Origin of the sequence: Pseudomonas sp. PA1(2017) (assembly GCF_001945375.1) — a bacterium.
Taxonomy (GTDB): Bacteria; Pseudomonadota; Gammaproteobacteria; order Pseudomonadales; family Pseudomonadaceae; genus Aquipseudomonas.
Map to the genome: position 1 here is coordinate 40,158 of NZ_MSXU01000012.1, position 16,194 is coordinate 56,351.

Sequence of the window (16,194 nt, forward strand, 5' to 3'; positions counted from 1 at the left end):
ACTGGGTTTTCGTCGCTGTCTTTACCGGAGGCCCTTGTCACAGCCTCGCCTGGCGGGCGGATAAACCGCCGAGTATACGGGCGGCAACAGGCGTGCGGCAAAGCGCCGCTGCTGTGCCAGTAGGGTTTCGACTGGTAGAATCGCCGGCTTGTTTCAACAGGTTATCGACGATGCGCGATTCGCACAGCGAACGCATGAGTGGCGCGGAAACTCGTGCAGCCGGTGGGCTGGCGTTGGTGTTCGCATTCCGCATGCTGGGCATGTTCATGGTGTTGCCGGTATTGGCTATTTATGGGCAGGAGCTCGCCGGTTCAACCCCGGCCCTGATCGGCCTGGCGATCGGTGCCTACGGCCTGACCCAGGCCTTTCTGCAGATTCCCTTCGGGGTGATCTCCGATCGCATCGGTCGGCGCCCGGTGATCTACTTCGGCCTGGTGATCTTCGCCGCCGGCAGCCTGCTGGCGGCCAATGCCGATTCCATCTGGGGCGTGATCGCGGGGCGCGTGCTGCAGGGCGCTGGGGCGATTTCCGCCGCGGTGATGGCGTTGCTGTCCGACCTTACCCGTGAGCAGCACCGCACCAAGGCCATGGCCATGATCGGTATGAGCATCGGCCTTTCGTTCGCCGTGGCGATGGTAGTCGGGCCACTGTTGACGCGCGCCTTTGGCCTTTCCGGTTTGTTCCTGGCCACCGGCGCCATGGCGCTGCTGGGCATCGTCATCGTCGCTGGCCTGGTGCCTTCGAGTGCCGGCCCGCTGCAGCACCGCGAGTCCGGCGTCGCCAGGCAGGCCCTGTGGCCGACGCTCAAACACCCGGACCTGCTGCGGCTGGATTTCGCCATCTTCGCCCTGCACGCCATCCTCATGGCCAGCTTCATCGCCTTGCCGCTGGCACTGGTGGAGCAGGGCGGCCTGCCCAAGGAGCAGCACTGGTGGGTGTACCTCACTGCGCTGCTCGGCGGATTCTTCCTGATGGTGCCGTTTATCATCTACGGCGAGAAGAAGCGCCAGATGCGCCGTGTACTGGTCGGCTCGATCATCGTGCTGCTCGGCTGCGAGCTGTTCTTCTGGGCGTTCGGCCACGGCCTGCGCAACCTGGTGCTGGGCATCGTGGTGTTCTTCACCGCGTTCAACCTGTTGGAAGCTTCGCTGCCCTCGCTGATCAGCAAGGTGGCGCCGGCGGGCGGCAAAGGCACGGCCATGGGCGTGTATTCGACCAGCCAGTTCCTCGGCTCGGCCCTGGGCGGCATTCTTGGCGGCTGGCTGTATCAGCACTACGGGCTGGCAGGCGTGTTCGGCGGCTGTGCACTGTTGACGGTTCTCTGGCTGGCCTTTGCTGTTACTATGCGTGAACCGCCGTACGTGACCAGCCTGCGGTTGCCGCTTTCCAGCGCGGCGTTGCAGGAAGTGGGGCTGGCGGAGCGAATTCAGGCAGCGCCGGGAGTGGCGGATGCCGTAGTGGTGGTCGAAGAGGCCGCCCTCTATGTGAAAGTGGATACCCAACAATTGGATCGCACGTCGCTGCAGCGCTTGATCGAAGCGGCGCCGGTGACGTGCTGAAAGTAGGAGAGCGTTATGGCCCGTGGGGTTAACAAAGTCATTCTGGTCGGTACCTGCGGACAGGATCCGGAAACGCGCTATCTGCCCAGCGGCAATGCCGTGACCAACCTGAGCCTGGCCACCAGCGAGCAGTGGACGGACAAGCAGACCGGTCAGCGTGTCGAGAAAACCGAGTGGCACCGTGTGTCGCTGTTCGGCAAGGTCGCCGAGATCGCTGGTGAGTACCTGCGCAAGGGCTCCCAGGTGTACATCGAGGGCAAGCTGCAGACCCGCGAGTGGGAAAAGGACGGCGTGAAGCGCTACACCACCGAGATCATCGTCGACATGCAGGGCACCATGCAGCTGCTCGGCGGTCGTCCGGACAATGCCGGTGGTGGTGATTCCGCTCCACGTCAGTCGCGCCCGGCACCGCAGCGCGAGCCGCAGCAGCAGGCGCCGCGCCAGTCCGCGCCGCAGCAGCAGAAGCCGCAGCCCGCCCAGGACTACGACAGCTTCGACGACGACATTCCGTTCTGATCGTCAGCTGACTGCAATAGGCCCCGCACTGCGGGGCCTTTTCATTTCTGCCAACGCGGCTCAGGCCGGCTTGAAGAGGCGCTTGCGCAGCAGGCCCTGGCAGATCCACAGCACCAGCGCGAGGCTGATGCCGCAGAGGTTGGCCAGTACGTCCAGCGGGCTGAACTCGCGTACCGGCTGGATCACATGCTGCAACCATTCCAGCAGGGGCGCCTGGATGTACAGCAGCGGCCATAGCAGCCAGCCGGGCATGCTGGGAAAAGCGATACGGGTAACCAGAGACAGGCCGCCGAAGGCGATCAGATGGAGGAATTTGTCCGACTCGTCGAACAGGTCGGGTGGTGGCTCGGGGCGAAACAGGCCGTAGGCGAGTACCGCACAGCAGGCCAGGAACAGCAGTTTTCTCACGTTTCTCTTCCTTCGCTTCTCTATCGGCTCGCCATTCAGACCCAGATCGCGCCGCAGGGTTGCCCGCAGCGTGCCTTCGCCGAGCCCTGGCGCGTCAAGATGAAGCCCGGTGGTGACGCCGCGGGGTAAAAACAGCAAAATGCAGGCCATGGGGCTGAACCGTTCGGGCTCTGCCAAGAGTCGGCTACCCAGGCACCGTTGCCGGGCGTCGGCTCAAATCTGATTGTGGAGCTTCTAGTTTCGTTATGCGCATGCGCCTGTTGTTGCTGGGTGGTGGCAGTACGCTGGGTCGGGCGTTGATTCGCCTGGGGGCCGAAGAAGATATCGGTTTCCTCGCCCCGCGCCCGCCGGCCCAGGGTTGGGATGCCGCCAGCCTCACTCAGTTGGTCGACGATACCCGCCCTGATGCGGTGATCAACCTCGCCTATTATTTCGACTGGTTTCAGGCCTCCAAGGTCAGCGAAGAGCGTTTCGCCGCTCAGGAGCGTGCCGTCGAGCGCCTGGCCGAGCTCTGCCAGCATCACGATATTCGCCTGCTGCAGCCGTCCAGTTACCGGGTGTTCGATGGCGCCCGGGCGACCGCCTACAACGAGAAGGACGAAACCCAGCCGCTGAGCATGCGCGGCCAGGTGCTGGTGCGCATGGAGCAGAGCGTGCGCGCCTTGTGCCCGCGTCATGTGCTGCTGCGCTTCGGCTGGATCCTCGATGACAGCCCGGACGGCCTGCTGGCACGCTTTCTGGTGCGCGCCGAGCGTGACAAGGCGCTGTACCTGGCCGACGACCGACGTGGCAACCCGACGCCGGTGGACGATGCCGCGCGAGTGATTCTCGCCGTCCTCAAGCAGCTCGACTGCGCCGCGCCGCTGTGGGGCACCTATCATTACGGCGGCCACGAGGCGACCACGGCGTTGGCGCTGGGCCAGGCGATGCTCAGCGAGGCCCGGCACCTGCGCCAGAACCTGCTGGAAGAGATCTGCGGGCAGGCCCACGCCGCCAGGGGCGATGCCTCGGAAGAGCCGCAGCACGGCGTACTCGCGTGCAAGAAGATCCTTCACACCTTCGGCGTCAAGCCGCGCGCCTGGCGTGCCGGCCTGCCGAGCCTGCTGGAGCACTATTACCGCCATGTCTGATCAACCTGTTCTCGTCACCGGCGGTGCCGGCTTCATCGGCTCCAACCTGGTCGACGCCCTGCTGGCGCGTGGGCACAGCGTGCGCGTGCTGGACAACCTGTCCATGGGCAAGCTGAGTAACCTGCCGTTCGATGATGCTCGCCTGACCTTCATCGAAGGCGACGTAGCCGACGCCGCGCTGGTCAGCCGCGCGGTGGCCGGTTGCAGCGCCGTGGTGCACCTGGCAGCCGTGGCCTCGGTACAGGCCTCGGTGGACGATCCGGTCAGCACCCACCAGAGCAACTTCATCGGCACCCTGAACATTTGCGAAGCCATGCGCGAGCACGGCGTGCGTCGCGTGGTGTTCGCTTCCAGCGCCGCGGTGTATGGCAACAATGGCGAAGGCGTGGCCATCGACGAAGCCACCGCCAAGGCACCTTTGACGCCTTACGCGTCGGACAAGCTGGCCAGCGAGCACTACCTGGAGTTCTACGCGCGGCAGCATGGACTGGAGCCGGCGATTTTTCGTTTCTTCAACGTGTTCGGCCCACGCCAGGACCCATCCTCGCCATATTCGGGGGTGATCAGTATCTTCACCCAGCGCGCCCAGCAAGGCCTGCCGATCAGCGTGTTCGGTGACGGCGAGCAGACCCGGGATTTCTTCTATGTCGCCGATCTGGTCGCACTGCTGCTGCAGGCGCTGGACGCCGGGCAGCCGCCTGCAGGCGCGGTGAACGTCGGTTGGAACGAGTCGGTAAGCCTCAAGCAGTTGCTGACGCAGATCGGTGAGCTGCTCGGCGGCCTGCCGCCGGTGACGCATCTGGACGCGCGAGCCGGCGATATCCGCCATTCCCGTGCCGACAATGGCCGCCTGGCGAACGAGTACCGGCTGCCGACGCAGACGTCGCTGCGTGATGGGCTGGCGGCGTTGCTTAATAGCTGAGGCGCTAATCGCCGGGCAGCGAAAAGCCGGCAATGCCGGCTTTTTGCGTTCGAGTGGCCAGCGGACTAAACGCTGTTCCTGTGGGAGCGTGCATGGCCCGCTCCCACAAAAAGCAGATCGCTGTCAGCCCACTCCTTCTAGCTGTCTCCAGCTGTCCTTAGAACTTGTAACCCAGCCCCACCATGTACACGAACGGATCGACATCCACGTCGACTTTGGCGCGCACGCCCAGGGCGGTGTTGTCCACATAGGCGGTGGTGTCGATGTCGATGTAGCGAGCCTGGGCGTTGATCATCAGGTTGTCGGTGAGCATGTAGTCGGCACCGATCTGCCAGGCCAGGCCCCAGGAGTTCTTGGCGCGGAAGTTGTCGAAACCGGCTGACGAGGCGCCGCTGCCCACGTGTTCGTCGTAGATCCAGGTGTAGTTGATGCCGCCGCCGACGTAGGGCTGGAAGGCCGACTTGGCGTCGAGCGGGTAGTACACCAGGCTCAGGGTCGGCGGCAGGTGCTTGAGGGTACCGAGCTTGCCGTTGGCGGCGTCCAGCACGGTGCCCTTGATCTTCACGTCATGCTCGAACGGCGTGGCGGCGAGCAGTTCGACGCCCAGGTGGTCGGTCAGCATGTAGGCGAAGTTCAGGCCTAGCTGGGTGTCGCTGCTCATGGTCGCCTTGCCGCCCAGGTCGGTGCCCGCCAGGCCGCCGCGGTCGACCTTGACCGAGGAGCTGTCCGCCTCGGGGTTGACGGTGATGGCGCCGGCGCGCACGAGGATGTCACCGGCCTGGTGCGCCTGGGCAACGGGGGCCGCCAGCGCCAGGGCGATCAGCGAGGCAGAGAACAGCGACTTGTACATGGTGAGCTCCTAACGGTCATTCGAATCATCTCGGATGGCGTCAGGGTAAGGCGCTGGGCGAAGCGCCTGTTGACTCAGCTCAATAGCTGGCTAAGCAAGGGTGCGACGATTTGTCACGATGCAGGGTCTGTCGAGGCTTCAGCGCAACCCGTAGTGCCGGGCCCATGCTGACGCGTCAACAGACCCTAATTGGCCGGTAGTTCGTAGGGATAAATTTTGTCCGCCGCCAGCTGATAGCCGACCTCGGCCAGTTCGCTGCTGCTGTGCTCGACCTTGAGCGGGCCTTCGACCCAGAAGGGCTGGTACAGCGCGTCGAGCAGCACGCCCAGTTCGGTGTTGACGTGGATGATCTGGTTGGACGGCGGTGGCGGCACATGGATGCAGGCGCCGAAGTAGGGCACCAGCAGGAACTCGGTCACGCGGCCTTCTTCGGTGACGTCCAGCGGTACGATGTAGCCGGGGATCTTGACGTTCTGGCCGTCCATCTCCTTGACCACCGGCGCCGACGGGAACTGCTGCAACGAGGCCGCGCCGCCCTCGGACAAGGCATCGCCCAACTGCGACATGTCGTGCATCGGCGTCATCTGCGGCACCTGTGGCGGTGCGTCCTTGGGGATCAGTTCCTGCCAATTCAGAGTACGCAATTCGGCAGCCCAGAGCGGCGAGGCCAGGGTGAGGAGCAGAGCGGTAAGCAGGGCGCGACGCATGACACTACCTTCGGGTTGGAAAACGAAGCCGGGCTGATTGGCCCGGCTTCGTTCAGTCACAGTCGGATGGAGAGCCCATCCGCTAACGACTGCCGATACGCGCGCCAGGCCGGGACACAGCCCATCAGCAGGGCGGCCGCCAGAATAGCGCCGAGCAGCGTCCACTCATAGGGGGTTGGTGCGCTGAGCGGCAAATACAGGCCATAGTTGGCCTGCACGTAGCCTTGTGCACCGGCGATGCCGGCATACAGCAGCGCCGTGCCGGCCACCACGCCAGCCACCGCCAGCGAGAACGCCTCGAGAACCAGCAGGCTGGCGACGTGCCAGGGCCGCGCGCCGACCGAACGGAGGATGGCCATCTCCCGGCGACGCTCGTTGAGGCTGGTGAGAATCGCCGTGAGCATACCGATCAGCCCGGTCAGCACCACGAACAGCGAGACCACGAACAGCGCCTTTTCCGCCGTGCCCATCAGGCTCCACAGCTCCTGCAGGGCGACACCGGGGAGAATCGCCAGCAACGGCTCGCCGCGATATTCGTTGACCTCGCGCTGTACGGCGAAGGTGGCGATCTTGCTCTTCAGGCCGAGCATCGCCGCGGTGATCGCCTTGGGCTGCAGGTCCATGTGCCGCGCCTGTTCGGCGCTGACCTTGCCGGCGCCGCGGGCGGGTACGCCGTTCTGCCAGTCGACGTGCAGCGCTTCCATGCCTTCCAGGGAAATGTGCAGGGTGCGATCCACCGGGGTGCCGGTACGGGCCAGAATTCCGCTGACCACGAACGGCTTGTCGTCGTGCTGCTGCAGGCTGACCGTCGCCACACCGTGGGACAGCACCAGTTTGTCGCCGAGCTTGTAGTTCAGCGCCTCGGCCACCTCGGCGCCGAGCACCACGTCGAACAGGTCGTGAAAGCGCTCGCCCTGGGCCAGCTGAAGGGATTGCCCGCGGCCGTAATGGTAATGGTCGAAGTAGCCCTCGTTGGTGCCCATCACCCGATAGCCGCGGTGCGAGTCGCCCAGGGAAATGGGGATCGCCCAGTCGACCTGGCGATGCGCGGCGAGTTTCTCGAAGCTGTCCCAGCGGATGTTGTTGGTGGCGTTGCCGATGCGGAACACCGAGTAGAGCAGCAGGTTGACGCTGCCGGAGCGGGCGCCGACGATCAGGTCGGTGCCGCTGATGGTGTTGGCGAAGCTGGCACGCGCTTCGGTGCGCACCCGCTCCACCGCGAGCAGCAGGCACACCGACAGGGCGATGGCGAATACCGTGAGCAGGGCGGTAAAACGGCGGTTGGCCAGGCTGGCCAGGGCGAGTCGTAACAGGAACACCTCAGACCTCCTGGGGTTTGCTGGCGCGGTTGAGTTCACCCAGCGACAGGCTGCGGTCGAACAGTGCGGCCAGGCTTTGGTCATGGCTGACGAACAACAGGCTGGCGCCGACGTCGCGGCATTCGCCGAACAGCAGCTCGAGGAACGCCTGACGGGCATCGGCATCCAGCGCCGAAGTCGGCTCGTCGGCGATCACCAGCTCCGGTTGGCCGATCAGCGCGCGGGCGGCGGCGACGCGTTGTTGCTGGCCGATGGACAGCGAGTCGGCGCGCCGTTCGAGCAATTCCGGGCGCAGCCCCAGGTGCTCCAGCAGCTTGCCGGCGGCCTGGTCGACGCTGCCGTAGCGCTGGGCGGCGCGCTCGGCCCGCAGACCGGAAAAGCGGCACGGCAGTTCGACGTTGTCGCGCACGCTCAGGAATGGCAGCAGGTTGAACTGTTGGAAGATGTAGCCGGTGTGGTCGACGCGAAAGCGATCCCGACGCGCCGCCGAGAGCGTGGCGAGGTCTTCGCCCAGCAGGCGAATGGTGCCGCGGCCAGGTTTCTGTACGCCGCCGAGCAGGCCGAGCAGGGTGGTCTTGCCGCTGCCGCTGGGGCCCTTGAGAAACAGGGTCTCGCCGCGTTGCAGGTGAAAATGGGGAATGTCCAGAAGCTCGTCCTGGCCGGGCCAGGCGAAGCCGAGGTCAGTGAGTTCGATCAGTGCTGTGGTCATGGGGACTGCTGGCGCTGGAGGGAAAGGCAGCAAGTGTGCCAGTCATGGCCACGAAATGCTGAGCCAGAGGGTGTTGCCGAACGTGTGTAACGGCAGATGCCGCCTTGTGGCGGCATCTGCGTGGTCGGTCAGAATGTCAGGCGCGGGTTGGCCGGGGTCGACTCGACGCCCTGCTGGCCGCTCGGGCCGATCAGTTGCACGTTGATCTTCTGGGTGGCAGGGAATTGCTTGTAGAACGCCGACAGGTCGAGGGTCTTCAGCTCACCCGGCTGTTTGCAGGTGAAGTTGTAGTCCGCATCGATATCGCTATGTTCGTGGTGATGGTCGTCGCCGTCAGCATGCTCGTCGTGGTCGTGGTCGTGGTCGTGGTCGGCTTCGGCGTTGCCGAACAGCGGGCTGCGTACTTCGTGTTCGTTCAGGCTGCAGCCGGCAGCGGCAGGCAGGGCGAACAGGGCCAGGGGCTTTTCAAGCAGCGCGCGGGCGGCGGCGACGGTTTTCTTGTCGGCATCGCTGGTAGCGGCATGCTCGAAGCCGACGATGTTCATGGCCGGGCTTTCCAGCTCGATTTCCAGAGTGCTGCCTTCCAGTGCCACGTTCAGCGTGGCGACGCCGTGTTCGTGTTTGCCGAGGCTACCGTGTTCATGGTCGTGGGCCTGGGCAGCAGCCAGGGGCAACAGGGCGAAGGGCAGGGCGAGCAGCAGGTGGCGCATGGGAAGCTCCGGTCGGGTGAGTGCTGGAATGGATTGATACGTTATAACAAATTTATGCGTGGTGGTAGAGCGGCTTGGTTTGCCTGCCCGCCCGTGGGAGCATGGCGCATCGATTAGGTGGAGGTAGGCATGGTGCGTATTCGCGGGCGGATCGGCGATTGGCCGGTGGACCTGACGGTGGAACTGGATCCGCAGGATTGGGCGCAGCTGGCAGGGGCGGTGACGGTGCCTGCAGCGCAGGTGCCGACGACGGTGGCGTCAGCCCCGGCCCAGGCGGATCAGGATGGCCAGTGGCAGACGGTGCTGGAGTTGTTACGCCGTGCAGGGCGTATCGAGGGGCCGCAGCTCATGGCGCAACTGGCTGCGCTGGCCGGCGGTGAAGTGGCGGGCAAGCGCCTGCTGGTTCGCCTGCGCCATTGTGATCAGGTGCGCATGGAAACCGGCGCCGATGCACCGGTTTATTGCTGGGTTGGGCAGCCAGAGTGAGGCGGCAAGTACCGTGTTCACGCACGGCACGGGCCGCATCTGTAGCCCGCGGTTGAGCGCAGCGATACCCGGGAAAATGGCTCTCACCCAGGCTACGTGCTGATAGGTGCCCTGGGTATCGCTGCGCTAACGCCAGGCTACGTCAGCGGGGCACGGTTAAAAGACTCAATACAGCGCCTGGTAGACCCGGCGGCGGTAGGTGGTGACCAGCGGATTGTCGTTGCCGAGCAGGTCGAACACTTGCAGCAGGGTCTTGTGCGGCAGGCCGTCGGCGTAATTGCGATTGCGCACGAATAGCTTCAGCAGGCCGTCCAGCGCCGGCTCGTATTGCTGGCGGGCGAGTTGCTGGATGGCCAGCTGATAAGCCGCTTCGTCGTCCTCGCCGTTCTGCGCCAGGCGGCTTTTCAGGGTGGCGGCGTCCGGCAGGTCGGCGGCCTGGCGCAGGAAGGTGATCTGCGCGCGGGCACCGGCGAGTGCCTGCTTGTGCTCATCACCTTTCACGGCGCCCAGCACCTGCTCGGCCTCGTTCAGTTCGCCCCGTTCGGCCACGCAGCGGGCGTAGAGAATCAGCGCGGCGGCGTTCTCGTTGTTTTCCGTCAGCAATTCCTTGAGCGCGGCTTCGGCTTCACCGATGCGGCCGTCGGCGAAGGCCGTCTGGGCCACTTCCATCAGGTCGGTCTGGGGCGCCGGTGGCTCGGCTACATGGGGCTGCAGCAGGGCGCGAATCGCCGACTCCGGCTGGGCACCCTGGAAGCCGTCGACCGGCTGGCCGTTCTTGAACAGCACCACGGTCGGCAGGCTGCGAATGCCGAAGCGCGCGACGATGTCCTGCTCGACGTCGCAGTTGACCTTGGCCAGCAGCAGCTCGCCCGCGTAGCCCTCGGTGATCTGCGCCAGTACCGGCATCAGCGCCTTGCAGGGTGCGCACCATTCGGCCCAGAAGTCGACGAGCACCGGCTTGTTGAACGAGTTCTCGATCACCAGTTGCTCGAACTGGGCGGCGCCATTGATATCGAAGATGTAGGGGGTGTCGCTCATGGTCGGTCTCTGTCCGCGCGAAAAGTGGTGTGACTATAAATGTGGGCGCCGCCGCAAGGCTACAAGGCCCCGTGATACAGGCTGACGTGGCGGAAGGTTTCCGGCTCTGCCAGGTCGGGCCAGGTGCAGCCCTCCAGCCCGGCGATGCGCCGGTAGCGCGGGTGGCTGAAGTCGCGTACCCGGGAATCGGCCACCAGTACCTCGCGGGCGTGCTCGAGCACCCGGTCGAGCAGCGGCAGGTTGCTGCGGTCGTAGAGCACGTCGGCGACGATCGCCATGTCGTAGTCGCGGGGCTCGCTGTACAGGTCGCTCGAATAGGCCAATTCCAGGCCATTGAGCGCCGCGTTGGCGCGGCAGGCCGCCAGCGCCAGGGGATCCAGGTCGCAGGCCACTACCTGGGCAGCGCCCGCTCGGGCGGCGGCGATGGCGGCCACGCCGGAGCCGGTGCCGAGGTCGAGCACTCGCTTGCCTCGCACCCACTCGGGGTGGCGCGCCAGCCAGTCGACCAGCACCAGGCCACTGGCCCAGCAGAAGCACCAGTACGGCGGTTCTTCGAGAATGCGCCGGGTTTCCTCGGGGCTGAAGCAGCGATCCATGTTCGCCGGGTCGATCAGCCACAGGCGCAGGTCGGTGCCTGGCAGAGTTGTAGCGGTCAGCCGAGCATCGCCGAGCAGTTCGCCCAGAGCGGCCTGCAGGTCTGGCGGTGGCGTCACAGCGCCGGGGTCACGCGGACTTCGCCGAGGGCCTGGCTTTGCGGCTCGCGGATCAGCTGGCTCGGCATGTGCAGCACCAGCTTGCCGGATTGATGCACACGGCCACGTAGCTCGACGCGAATGCCCTGATGGAAATTCTCCGGATTGAACTGCAGGCGAAACGGCAGGGGCGCGCCGGTGCCACGCAACTGGATGTTGCCAAGCAGCTTGTGCGGCAGACCGCGGTCGCTGATGGTCAGTAGGGCCAGCTCCACATCGGCGCCGGCGGGCACGTCGAGCAGGGTGCCGGTGAGTTCGCGCAGATGAGCCGGCGTCGGCGCCGGTTGCTCGCTCTCGACCGCTGGCGGGGCGGGTGGAGCGGGTGGCGGCGTTTCTCCGGCGCAGGCGGCGAGCAGGGCGACTAGGCAGAGCGGGGCAAGCGGGCGCAATGGCATCGGATGATCCTGGCAGACGGGCAATGCCCGGATTCTCGCCATAGCCGGCGGTGAATGCAAAGGAAAGCGCGGCCTGCATCCGCGCGCTTGGCGCCGGGCGGCGTGGATGCGCTACCATGCGGGCTTTCTCGCCTGCGACCGTTCCAGCCATGCATTGCCCGTTTTGCTCCGCCAACGACACCAAAGTCATCGATTCGCGTCTGGTCGCCGAAGGTGATCAGGTGCGCCGTCGCCGCGAATGCCTGGCCTGTGGCGAGCGCTTCACCACCTTCGAGACCGCCGAGCTGGTGATGCCGCGTCTGATCAAGCAGGACGGCAGCCGCCAGCCTTTCGACGAGGACAAGCTGCGGGCCGGCATGCAGCGTGCGCTGGAAAAGCGCCCGGTCAGCGTCGAGCGGCTGGAAGCGGCCATCGCCCACATCAAGCACCGGCTACGCGCCACCGGCGAGCGCGAGGTCAAGTCCTTGGTGCTCGGTGAGCTGGTGATGACCGAGCTGCAGAAGCTCGACGAGGTGGCCTACATTCGTTTCGCCTCGGTATATCGCCGCTTCCAGGACCTCAACGAATTCCGCGAGGAAATCGACCGCCTTTCCCGCGAGCCGAACCAGGACTGAGATGAGCAGCAACGATCACGCATTCATGGCGCGGGCCCTCGAGCTGGCGCGCAAGGGCCTGTATTCCACTCATCCCAATCCCCGTGTCGGCTGCGTGATCGTGCGTGACGGCAAGATCGTCGGCGAAGGCTGGCACGCCAAGGCCGGCGAACCCCACGCCGAGGTACACACGTTGCGCCAGGCCGGCGACAAGGCTCGCGGCGCCACTGCCTACGTCACGCTGGAGCCGTGCAGCCATCATGGCCGTACGCCGCCGTGCGCCGATGCGCTGGTGGCCGCCGGCATCACCCGGGTCGTGGCGGCCATGCAGGATCCCAATCCGCAAGTAGCCGGACGCGGTCTGCTGCGCCTGATGAATGCCGGTATTTCCGTGCAGGGCGGCGTGCTGGAGACCGAGGCGCGAGCGCTGAACGCGGGCTTCATCAAGCGCATGGAAAGCGGCCTGCCGCTGGTGCGCGTGAAATTGGCGATGAGCCTGGACGGGCGCACCGCCATGGCCAGTGGCGAAAGCCAATGGATCACTGGGCCGGCGGCGCGTGCCGCGGTGCAGCGCCTGCGTGCGCGCTCCAGCGTGGTGCTCAGTGGCGCCGATACGCTGCTGGCCGATGGTGCGCGCCTGACCGTGCGCCCGGACGAACTGGGCCTGGGCGCCGAGCTGACTGCCCTGGCCCAGGCGCGGCCGCCGCTGCGCGTGCTGGTCGACGGGCGCCTGCGGGTGCCGCTCAGCGCTCCATTCTTCCAGGCTGGCCCGGCGCTGGTCGCCACCTGCGCGGCGGCCACCTCGCGCTGCCGTTATCTGGATGACGGCCACGAACTGCTGGCCATGCCCGGCAGCAACGGCCATGTCGATCTGCGTAAGTTGCTGCTGGAGCTGGCCTCGCGTGGCGCCAACGAAGTGCTGGTCGAGGCCGGGCCGAAACTGGCCGGCGCCTTTGCCCGGCTGGGGCTGGTCGACGAGTACCAACTGTTCGTCGCGCCCAAGTTCCTCGGCTCCAGCGCGCGGCCGCTGCTCGACCTGCCGCTGGCGCGCATGGCCGAAGCGCCAGCCCTGAAGATCGTCGACATGCGCGCCGTGGGTGACGACTGGCGCATCATCGCCGTGCCCGATCGCGCGAGCTGAATGCGCATCGGCTGGAGTCCGTTGTCGATCTTTCTGGGCATGTGCACGGGCAGCTACAAGGCAGAAGCAGACACTCAAACCAACCTGTGGGAGCCCCGACCTCGGGGCGAAACGATTGCAGCCTGACTGCCTATTTCGGCGGTGGCTGAGCGATTCGCCGCGAGGTCGCAGCTCCCACAATGGATCGGATAACGGCCGCTTGCGCCACGCTGCAGTCAAATAACTAAAGCCCGGCACGAAGATCGTGAACAGCCTCTTGGGCAGAGCCGCCGTGCGCTGGCGCAGCAAGTGTGGTAAAACGCCTGTCGGCTGCGACAAGCAGCCACACGTTCTCAGGGCGGGGTGTAATTCCCCACCGGCGGTAATGGTGCCAAGAACCTGTTTTAGATCTGCTGCGCGTCGGCCATACGGCGTTGAAATTGGGCTCGGGCTGCTCATTTACAGCCTGTAAACTCCGCGCCCTCGCCCAATTTCGCCTTGTCTGGCGCTAGCTCGCGAGATCTAAACTCAGGTTCTACCTAGCCCGCGAGCGCCCGGTACGGCACCAGCCGCCCGGGGACGAGCAGACCCGGTGCGATTCCGGGGCCGACGGTATAGTCCGGATGAAGAGAGAGCGGGATTGCCTGGTCAGGCAGCCCTCGTGCTGCTGCATGTCCGTACCATCCCTATCGATCCAAGCTGCCCTGTTTTAACCATAAACAGGAGTCGAACATGTCCATCTCTAACAACGTACGCCGGGTCGCATTCGTGCAGGCCTGCTGGCACCGCGAAATCGTCGATCAGTCGCGCCATGCCTTCATCGAAGAAATGCAGCGCCAGGGTTACGCGGCCAGCGAAATCGATTGCTTCGAAGTCGGCGGCGCCTTCGAAATCCCCCTGCACGCCAAGCGCCTGGCCAAGAGCGGCCGCTACGCCGGCATCGTCGCTGCCGGGCTGGTGGTCGATGGTGGTATCTACCGCCACGAGTTCGTCGCCCAGGCGGTGATCGAGGGCCTGATGCAGGTGCAGCTAGACACCGACGTGCCGGTGTTCTCAGCGGTGCTCACGCCCCATCATTTCCATGCCGGCGAAGAACACCAGACGTTCTTCCGCGAGCATTTTCTGGTCAAGGGCGCCGAAGCGGCGCGCACTTGTGCCGACACGCTGCGCAAACTCAAAGAATTGCCGGTCTGACGAGGAGTTCTCATGTTCACCGGAATCATCGCATCCATCGGCAGCATCGCCGCCATCACGCCCAAGGGCGGTGATGTGCGGGTCTACGTGAAGACCGGCAAGCTGGATCTGGGCGACGTCGTGCTGGGCGACAGCATCGCGGTCAACGGCGTGTGCCTGACCGCCGTCGAACTGCCGGGTGACGGCTTCTGGGCCGACGTCAGCCGGGAAACCCTGGCGCGTACCGCCTTCATCGACCTGAAGAGTGGCAGCCGGGTCAATCTGGAAAAGGCCCTGACGCCGACCACGCGCCTCGGTGGCCACCTGGTCAGCGGGCATGTCGACGGCGTTGGCGAGATCGTCTCCCGCGAGGAGAACGCCCGCGCCATCCAGTTCAAGGTGCGCGCGCCGCGCGAGCTGGCCAAGTACATCGCCCACAAGGGCTCGATTACCGTCGATGGCACCAGCCTGACGGTCAACGCCGTCATTGGCGCCGAGTTCGAGCTGACCATCGTGCCGCACACCCTGGCCGAAACCATCATGGCCGACTACCGCCCCGGGCGTCGCGTCAACCTCGAGGTCGACCTGCTGGCCCGTTACCTGGAGCGCCTGCTGCTCGGTGACAAGGCCGCCGAGCCGAGCAGCTCCGGGCTGACCGAAGGTTTTCTCGCCGAACACGGCTACCTGAAGCATTAAGGACACCGCCACCATGGCACTCAACAGTATCGAAGAGCTGGTCGAGGACATCCGCGCCGGCAAGATGGTCATCCTCATGGATGACGAAGACCGCGAGAACGAAGGCGACCTGATCATCGCCTCCGAATGCGTGACCGCCGAGCACATCAATTTCATGGCCCGCTTCGCCCGCGGCCTGATCTGCATGCCGATGACCCGTGAGCGCTGCGAAACCCTCAAGCTGCCGCTGATGGCGCCGCGCAACGGCTCCGGTTTCGGCACCAAGTTCACCGTGTCCATCGAGGCGGCCGAAGGCGTCACTACCGGCATTTCCGCTGCCGACCGCGCACGTACCGTGCAGGCCGCTGCGGCCAGGCACGCGGTGGCCGAAGACATCGTCAGCCCTGGCCACATCTTCCCGCTGATGGCTCAGCCCGGCGGCGTGCTGGCACGTGCCGGCCATACCGAGGCGGCCTGCGATCTGGCGCGCATGGGCGGCTTTGAGCCGAGCGGGGTGATCTGCGAGATCATGAACGACGACGGCACCATGGCCCGTCGCCCGGAGCTGGAAGAATTCGCTGCCAAGCACGGCATCAAGATCGGCACCATCGCCGACCTGATCCACTACCGCATGCTCCACGAGCGCACCGTGCAGCGCATCACCGAGCAGCCGCTGGATAGCGAGGTCGGCCAGTTCAACCTGGTGACCTACCGCGACTCGGTGGAAGGCGACGTGCACATGGCCGTGACCCTGGGCACCATCTGTGCCGAAGAACCGACCCTGGTGCGCGTGCACAACATGGACCCCATGCGCGACCTGCTGATGGTGCGCCAGCCGGGGCGCTGGAGCCTGCGCGCGGCGATGACCGAAGTGGCCGAGGCCGGCAGCGGCGTGGTGTTGCTGCTCGGCCATTCGCTGGGCGGCGACGAGGTACTGGCGCATATCCGCGAAGCGGACGGCGCCACCACCAGCAAGATGCCGAGCACCTACAGCACGGTCGGTGCCGGTTCGCAGATCCTGCGTGACCTGGGCGTGCGCAAGATGCGCCTGATGAGCGCGCCGATGAAGTTCAACGCGATATCCGGTTTCGACCTGGAAGTTGTAGAATACCTGCCGCCCAAATAAGCGCGG

Annotated in this window: 19 protein-coding genes and 1 riboswitch; of the genes, 10 read left to right on the forward strand and 9 right to left on the reverse strand. The window is 65.5% G+C overall.

From position 1 onward, the window contains the following. Positions 1 to 170 precede the first annotated feature (170 nt). Together BVH01_RS17440 and BVH01_RS17445 are read left to right on the forward strand one after the other, a co-directional pair. Positions 171 to 1,559, forward strand: coding sequence for an MFS transporter (locus tag BVH01_RS17440; protein ID WP_075931522.1), 1,389 nt, complete (start codon positions 171 to 173; stop codon positions 1,557 to 1,559). 15 nt (positions 1,560 to 1,574) lie between these two features. Then, a complete protein-coding gene (locus tag BVH01_RS17445) occupies positions 1,575 to 2,075 on the forward strand; it encodes a single-stranded DNA-binding protein (protein ID WP_075931523.1) in 501 nt (166 codons plus the stop codon). Between the two features lie 60 nt (positions 2,076 to 2,135). Here BVH01_RS17445 and BVH01_RS17450 read toward each other — a convergent pair whose 3' ends face one another. Beyond that, entirely contained in the window at positions 2,136 to 2,483 is a 348-nt protein-coding gene (locus BVH01_RS17450) for a hypothetical protein (protein WP_075931524.1), read from the reverse strand. 245 nt (positions 2,484 to 2,728) lie between these two features. Between BVH01_RS17450 and BVH01_RS17455 the strand changes: the two genes are divergently transcribed. Together BVH01_RS17455 and BVH01_RS17460 are read left to right on the forward strand one after the other, a co-directional pair. Then, a complete protein-coding gene (locus tag BVH01_RS17455) occupies positions 2,729 to 3,613 on the forward strand; it encodes a sugar nucleotide-binding protein (RefSeq protein WP_075931525.1) in 885 nt (294 codons plus the stop codon). Further along, positions 3,606 to 4,535: an NAD-dependent epimerase/dehydratase family protein gene (locus BVH01_RS17460; protein WP_075931526.1), complete on the forward strand. Its 930-nt coding sequence runs from the start codon at positions 3,606 to 3,608 to the stop codon at positions 4,533 to 4,535. Before BVH01_RS17455 ends, BVH01_RS17460 begins: the two co-directional genes overlap by 8 nt. Before the next feature lie 157 nt (positions 4,536 to 4,692). Here the strand turns inward: BVH01_RS17460 and BVH01_RS17465 are convergent, their stop codons facing one another. The 5 genes from BVH01_RS17465 to BVH01_RS17485 all read right to left on the reverse strand — a co-directional run bounded on the left by BVH01_RS17465 (position 4,693) and on the right by BVH01_RS17485 (position 8,830). Next, the gene (locus BVH01_RS17465) at positions 4,693 to 5,385 is read right to left on the reverse strand and encodes an OmpW family protein (RefSeq protein ID WP_075931527.1); all 693 of its coding nucleotides are present in this window, start codon (positions 5,383 to 5,385) and stop codon (positions 4,693 to 4,695) included. Positions 5,386 to 5,570: 185 nt separating this feature from the next. Next, a complete protein-coding gene (locus BVH01_RS17470) occupies positions 5,571 to 6,092 on the reverse strand; it encodes a DUF3299 domain-containing protein (RefSeq protein ID WP_075931528.1) in 522 nt (173 codons plus the stop codon). A gap of 56 nt (positions 6,093 to 6,148) precedes the next feature. After that, the gene (locus tag BVH01_RS17475; RefSeq protein WP_075931529.1) at positions 6,149 to 7,411 is read right to left on the reverse strand and encodes an ABC transporter permease; all 1,263 of its coding nucleotides are present in this window, start codon (positions 7,409 to 7,411) and stop codon (positions 6,149 to 6,151) included. A gap of 1 nt (position 7,412) precedes the next feature. Beyond that, positions 7,413 to 8,120: an ABC transporter ATP-binding protein gene (locus tag BVH01_RS17480; protein ID WP_075931530.1), complete on the reverse strand. Its 708-nt coding sequence runs from the start codon at positions 8,118 to 8,120 to the stop codon at positions 7,413 to 7,415. A gap of 128 nt (positions 8,121 to 8,248) precedes the next feature. Continuing rightward, the gene (locus tag BVH01_RS17485; RefSeq protein ID WP_075931531.1) at positions 8,249 to 8,830 is read right to left on the reverse strand and encodes a DUF2796 domain-containing protein; all 582 of its coding nucleotides are present in this window, start codon (positions 8,828 to 8,830) and stop codon (positions 8,249 to 8,251) included. Between the two features lie 129 nt (positions 8,831 to 8,959). Between BVH01_RS17485 and BVH01_RS17490 the strand changes: the two genes are divergently transcribed. After that, complete coding sequence (locus tag BVH01_RS17490) at positions 8,960 to 9,316, forward strand: hypothetical protein (RefSeq protein ID WP_075931532.1); 357 nt, start codon at positions 8,960 to 8,962, stop codon at positions 9,314 to 9,316. A gap of 165 nt (positions 9,317 to 9,481) precedes the next feature. Here BVH01_RS17490 and trxA read toward each other — a convergent pair whose 3' ends face one another. The 3 genes from trxA to BVH01_RS17505 are packed head-to-tail and all read right to left on the reverse strand — an operon-like array spanning position 9,482 to position 11,501. Continuing rightward, complete coding sequence (gene trxA, locus BVH01_RS17495; protein WP_075931533.1) at positions 9,482 to 10,354, reverse strand: thioredoxin; 873 nt, start codon at positions 10,352 to 10,354, stop codon at positions 9,482 to 9,484. A gap of 59 nt (positions 10,355 to 10,413) precedes the next feature. Then, complete coding sequence (locus tag BVH01_RS17500; RefSeq protein WP_075931534.1) at positions 10,414 to 11,067, reverse strand: 50S ribosomal protein L11 methyltransferase; 654 nt, start codon at positions 11,065 to 11,067, stop codon at positions 10,414 to 10,416. Then, the gene (locus BVH01_RS17505) at positions 11,064 to 11,501 is read right to left on the reverse strand and encodes a YbaY family lipoprotein (protein ID WP_075931535.1); all 438 of its coding nucleotides are present in this window, start codon (positions 11,499 to 11,501) and stop codon (positions 11,064 to 11,066) included. Before BVH01_RS17505 ends, BVH01_RS17500 begins: the two co-directional genes overlap by 4 nt. A gap of 149 nt (positions 11,502 to 11,650) precedes the next feature. Between BVH01_RS17505 and nrdR the strand changes: the two genes are divergently transcribed. The 5 genes from nrdR (at position 11,651) to ribBA (ending at position 16,188) form a co-directional block, all read left to right on the forward strand. Beyond that, positions 11,651 to 12,115: a transcriptional regulator NrdR gene (gene nrdR / locus BVH01_RS17510; RefSeq protein WP_013789794.1), complete on the forward strand. Its 465-nt coding sequence runs from the start codon at positions 11,651 to 11,653 to the stop codon at positions 12,113 to 12,115. Position 12,116: 1 nt separating this feature from the next. Further along, positions 12,117 to 13,235: a bifunctional diaminohydroxyphosphoribosylaminopyrimidine deaminase/5-amino-6-(5-phosphoribosylamino)uracil reductase RibD gene (ribD, locus tag BVH01_RS17515; RefSeq protein ID WP_075931536.1), complete on the forward strand. Its 1,119-nt coding sequence runs from the start codon at positions 12,117 to 12,119 to the stop codon at positions 13,233 to 13,235. A 324-nt stretch (positions 13,236 to 13,559) separates the two neighbouring features. Further along, positions 13,560 to 13,854, forward strand: a riboswitch (FMN riboswitch). A 92-nt stretch (positions 13,855 to 13,946) separates the two neighbouring features. Beyond that, positions 13,947 to 14,408, forward strand: a complete 462-nt coding sequence (locus tag BVH01_RS17520; protein WP_075931537.1) for a 6,7-dimethyl-8-ribityllumazine synthase — start codon at positions 13,947 to 13,949, stop codon at positions 14,406 to 14,408. 12 nt (positions 14,409 to 14,420) lie between these two features. Continuing rightward, a complete protein-coding gene (locus tag BVH01_RS17525; protein ID WP_075931538.1) occupies positions 14,421 to 15,083 on the forward strand; it encodes a riboflavin synthase in 663 nt (220 codons plus the stop codon). 13 nt (positions 15,084 to 15,096) lie between these two features. Next, entirely contained in the window at positions 15,097 to 16,188 is a 1,092-nt protein-coding gene (gene ribBA, locus BVH01_RS17530) for a bifunctional 3,4-dihydroxy-2-butanone-4-phosphate synthase/GTP cyclohydrolase II (RefSeq protein WP_075931539.1), read from the forward strand. Positions 16,189 to 16,194 lie beyond the last annotated feature (6 nt).

Bases quoted from the DNA above. Each gene is read 5' to 3' on its own strand.
- trxA (WP_075931533.1), bottom strand. From the start codon at position 10,354: ATGAGCGACACCCCCTACATCTTCGATATCAATGGCGCCGCCCAGTTC.
- BVH01_RS17460 (WP_075931526.1), top strand. From the start codon at position 3,606: ATGTCTGATCAACCTGTTCTCGTCACCGGCGGTGCCGGCTTCATCGGC.
- ribBA (WP_075931539.1), top strand. From the start codon at position 15,097: ATGGCACTCAACAGTATCGAAGAGCTGGTCGAGGACATCCGCGCCGGC.
- nrdR (WP_013789794.1), top strand. From the start codon at position 11,651: ATGCATTGCCCGTTTTGCTCCGCCAACGACACCAAAGTCATCGATTCG.
- BVH01_RS17465 (WP_075931527.1), bottom strand. From the start codon at position 5,385: ATGTACAAGTCGCTGTTCTCTGCCTCGCTGATCGCCCTGGCGCTGGCG.
- BVH01_RS17445 (WP_075931523.1), top strand. From the start codon at position 1,575: ATGGCCCGTGGGGTTAACAAAGTCATTCTGGTCGGTACCTGCGGACAG.
- BVH01_RS17470 (WP_075931528.1), bottom strand. From the start codon at position 6,092: ATGCGTCGCGCCCTGCTTACCGCTCTGCTCCTCACCCTGGCCTCGCCG.
- BVH01_RS17525 (WP_075931538.1), top strand. From the start codon at position 14,421: ATGTTCACCGGAATCATCGCATCCATCGGCAGCATCGCCGCCATCACG.
- BVH01_RS17505 (WP_075931535.1), bottom strand. From the start codon at position 11,501: ATGCCATTGCGCCCGCTTGCCCCGCTCTGCCTAGTCGCCCTGCTCGCC.
- BVH01_RS17520 (WP_075931537.1), top strand. From the start codon at position 13,947: ATGTCCATCTCTAACAACGTACGCCGGGTCGCATTCGTGCAGGCCTGC.
- ribD (WP_075931536.1), top strand. From the start codon at position 12,117: ATGAGCAGCAACGATCACGCATTCATGGCGCGGGCCCTCGAGCTGGCG.
- BVH01_RS17485 (WP_075931531.1), bottom strand. From the start codon at position 8,830: ATGCGCCACCTGCTGCTCGCCCTGCCCTTCGCCCTGTTGCCCCTGGCT.
- BVH01_RS17455 (WP_075931525.1), top strand. From the start codon at position 2,729: ATGCGCATGCGCCTGTTGTTGCTGGGTGGTGGCAGTACGCTGGGTCGG.
- BVH01_RS17480 (WP_075931530.1), bottom strand. From the start codon at position 8,120: ATGACCACAGCACTGATCGAACTCACTGACCTCGGCTTCGCCTGGCCC.
- BVH01_RS17440 (WP_075931522.1), top strand. From the start codon at position 171: ATGCGCGATTCGCACAGCGAACGCATGAGTGGCGCGGAAACTCGTGCA.
- BVH01_RS17490 (WP_075931532.1), top strand. From the start codon at position 8,960: ATGGTGCGTATTCGCGGGCGGATCGGCGATTGGCCGGTGGACCTGACG.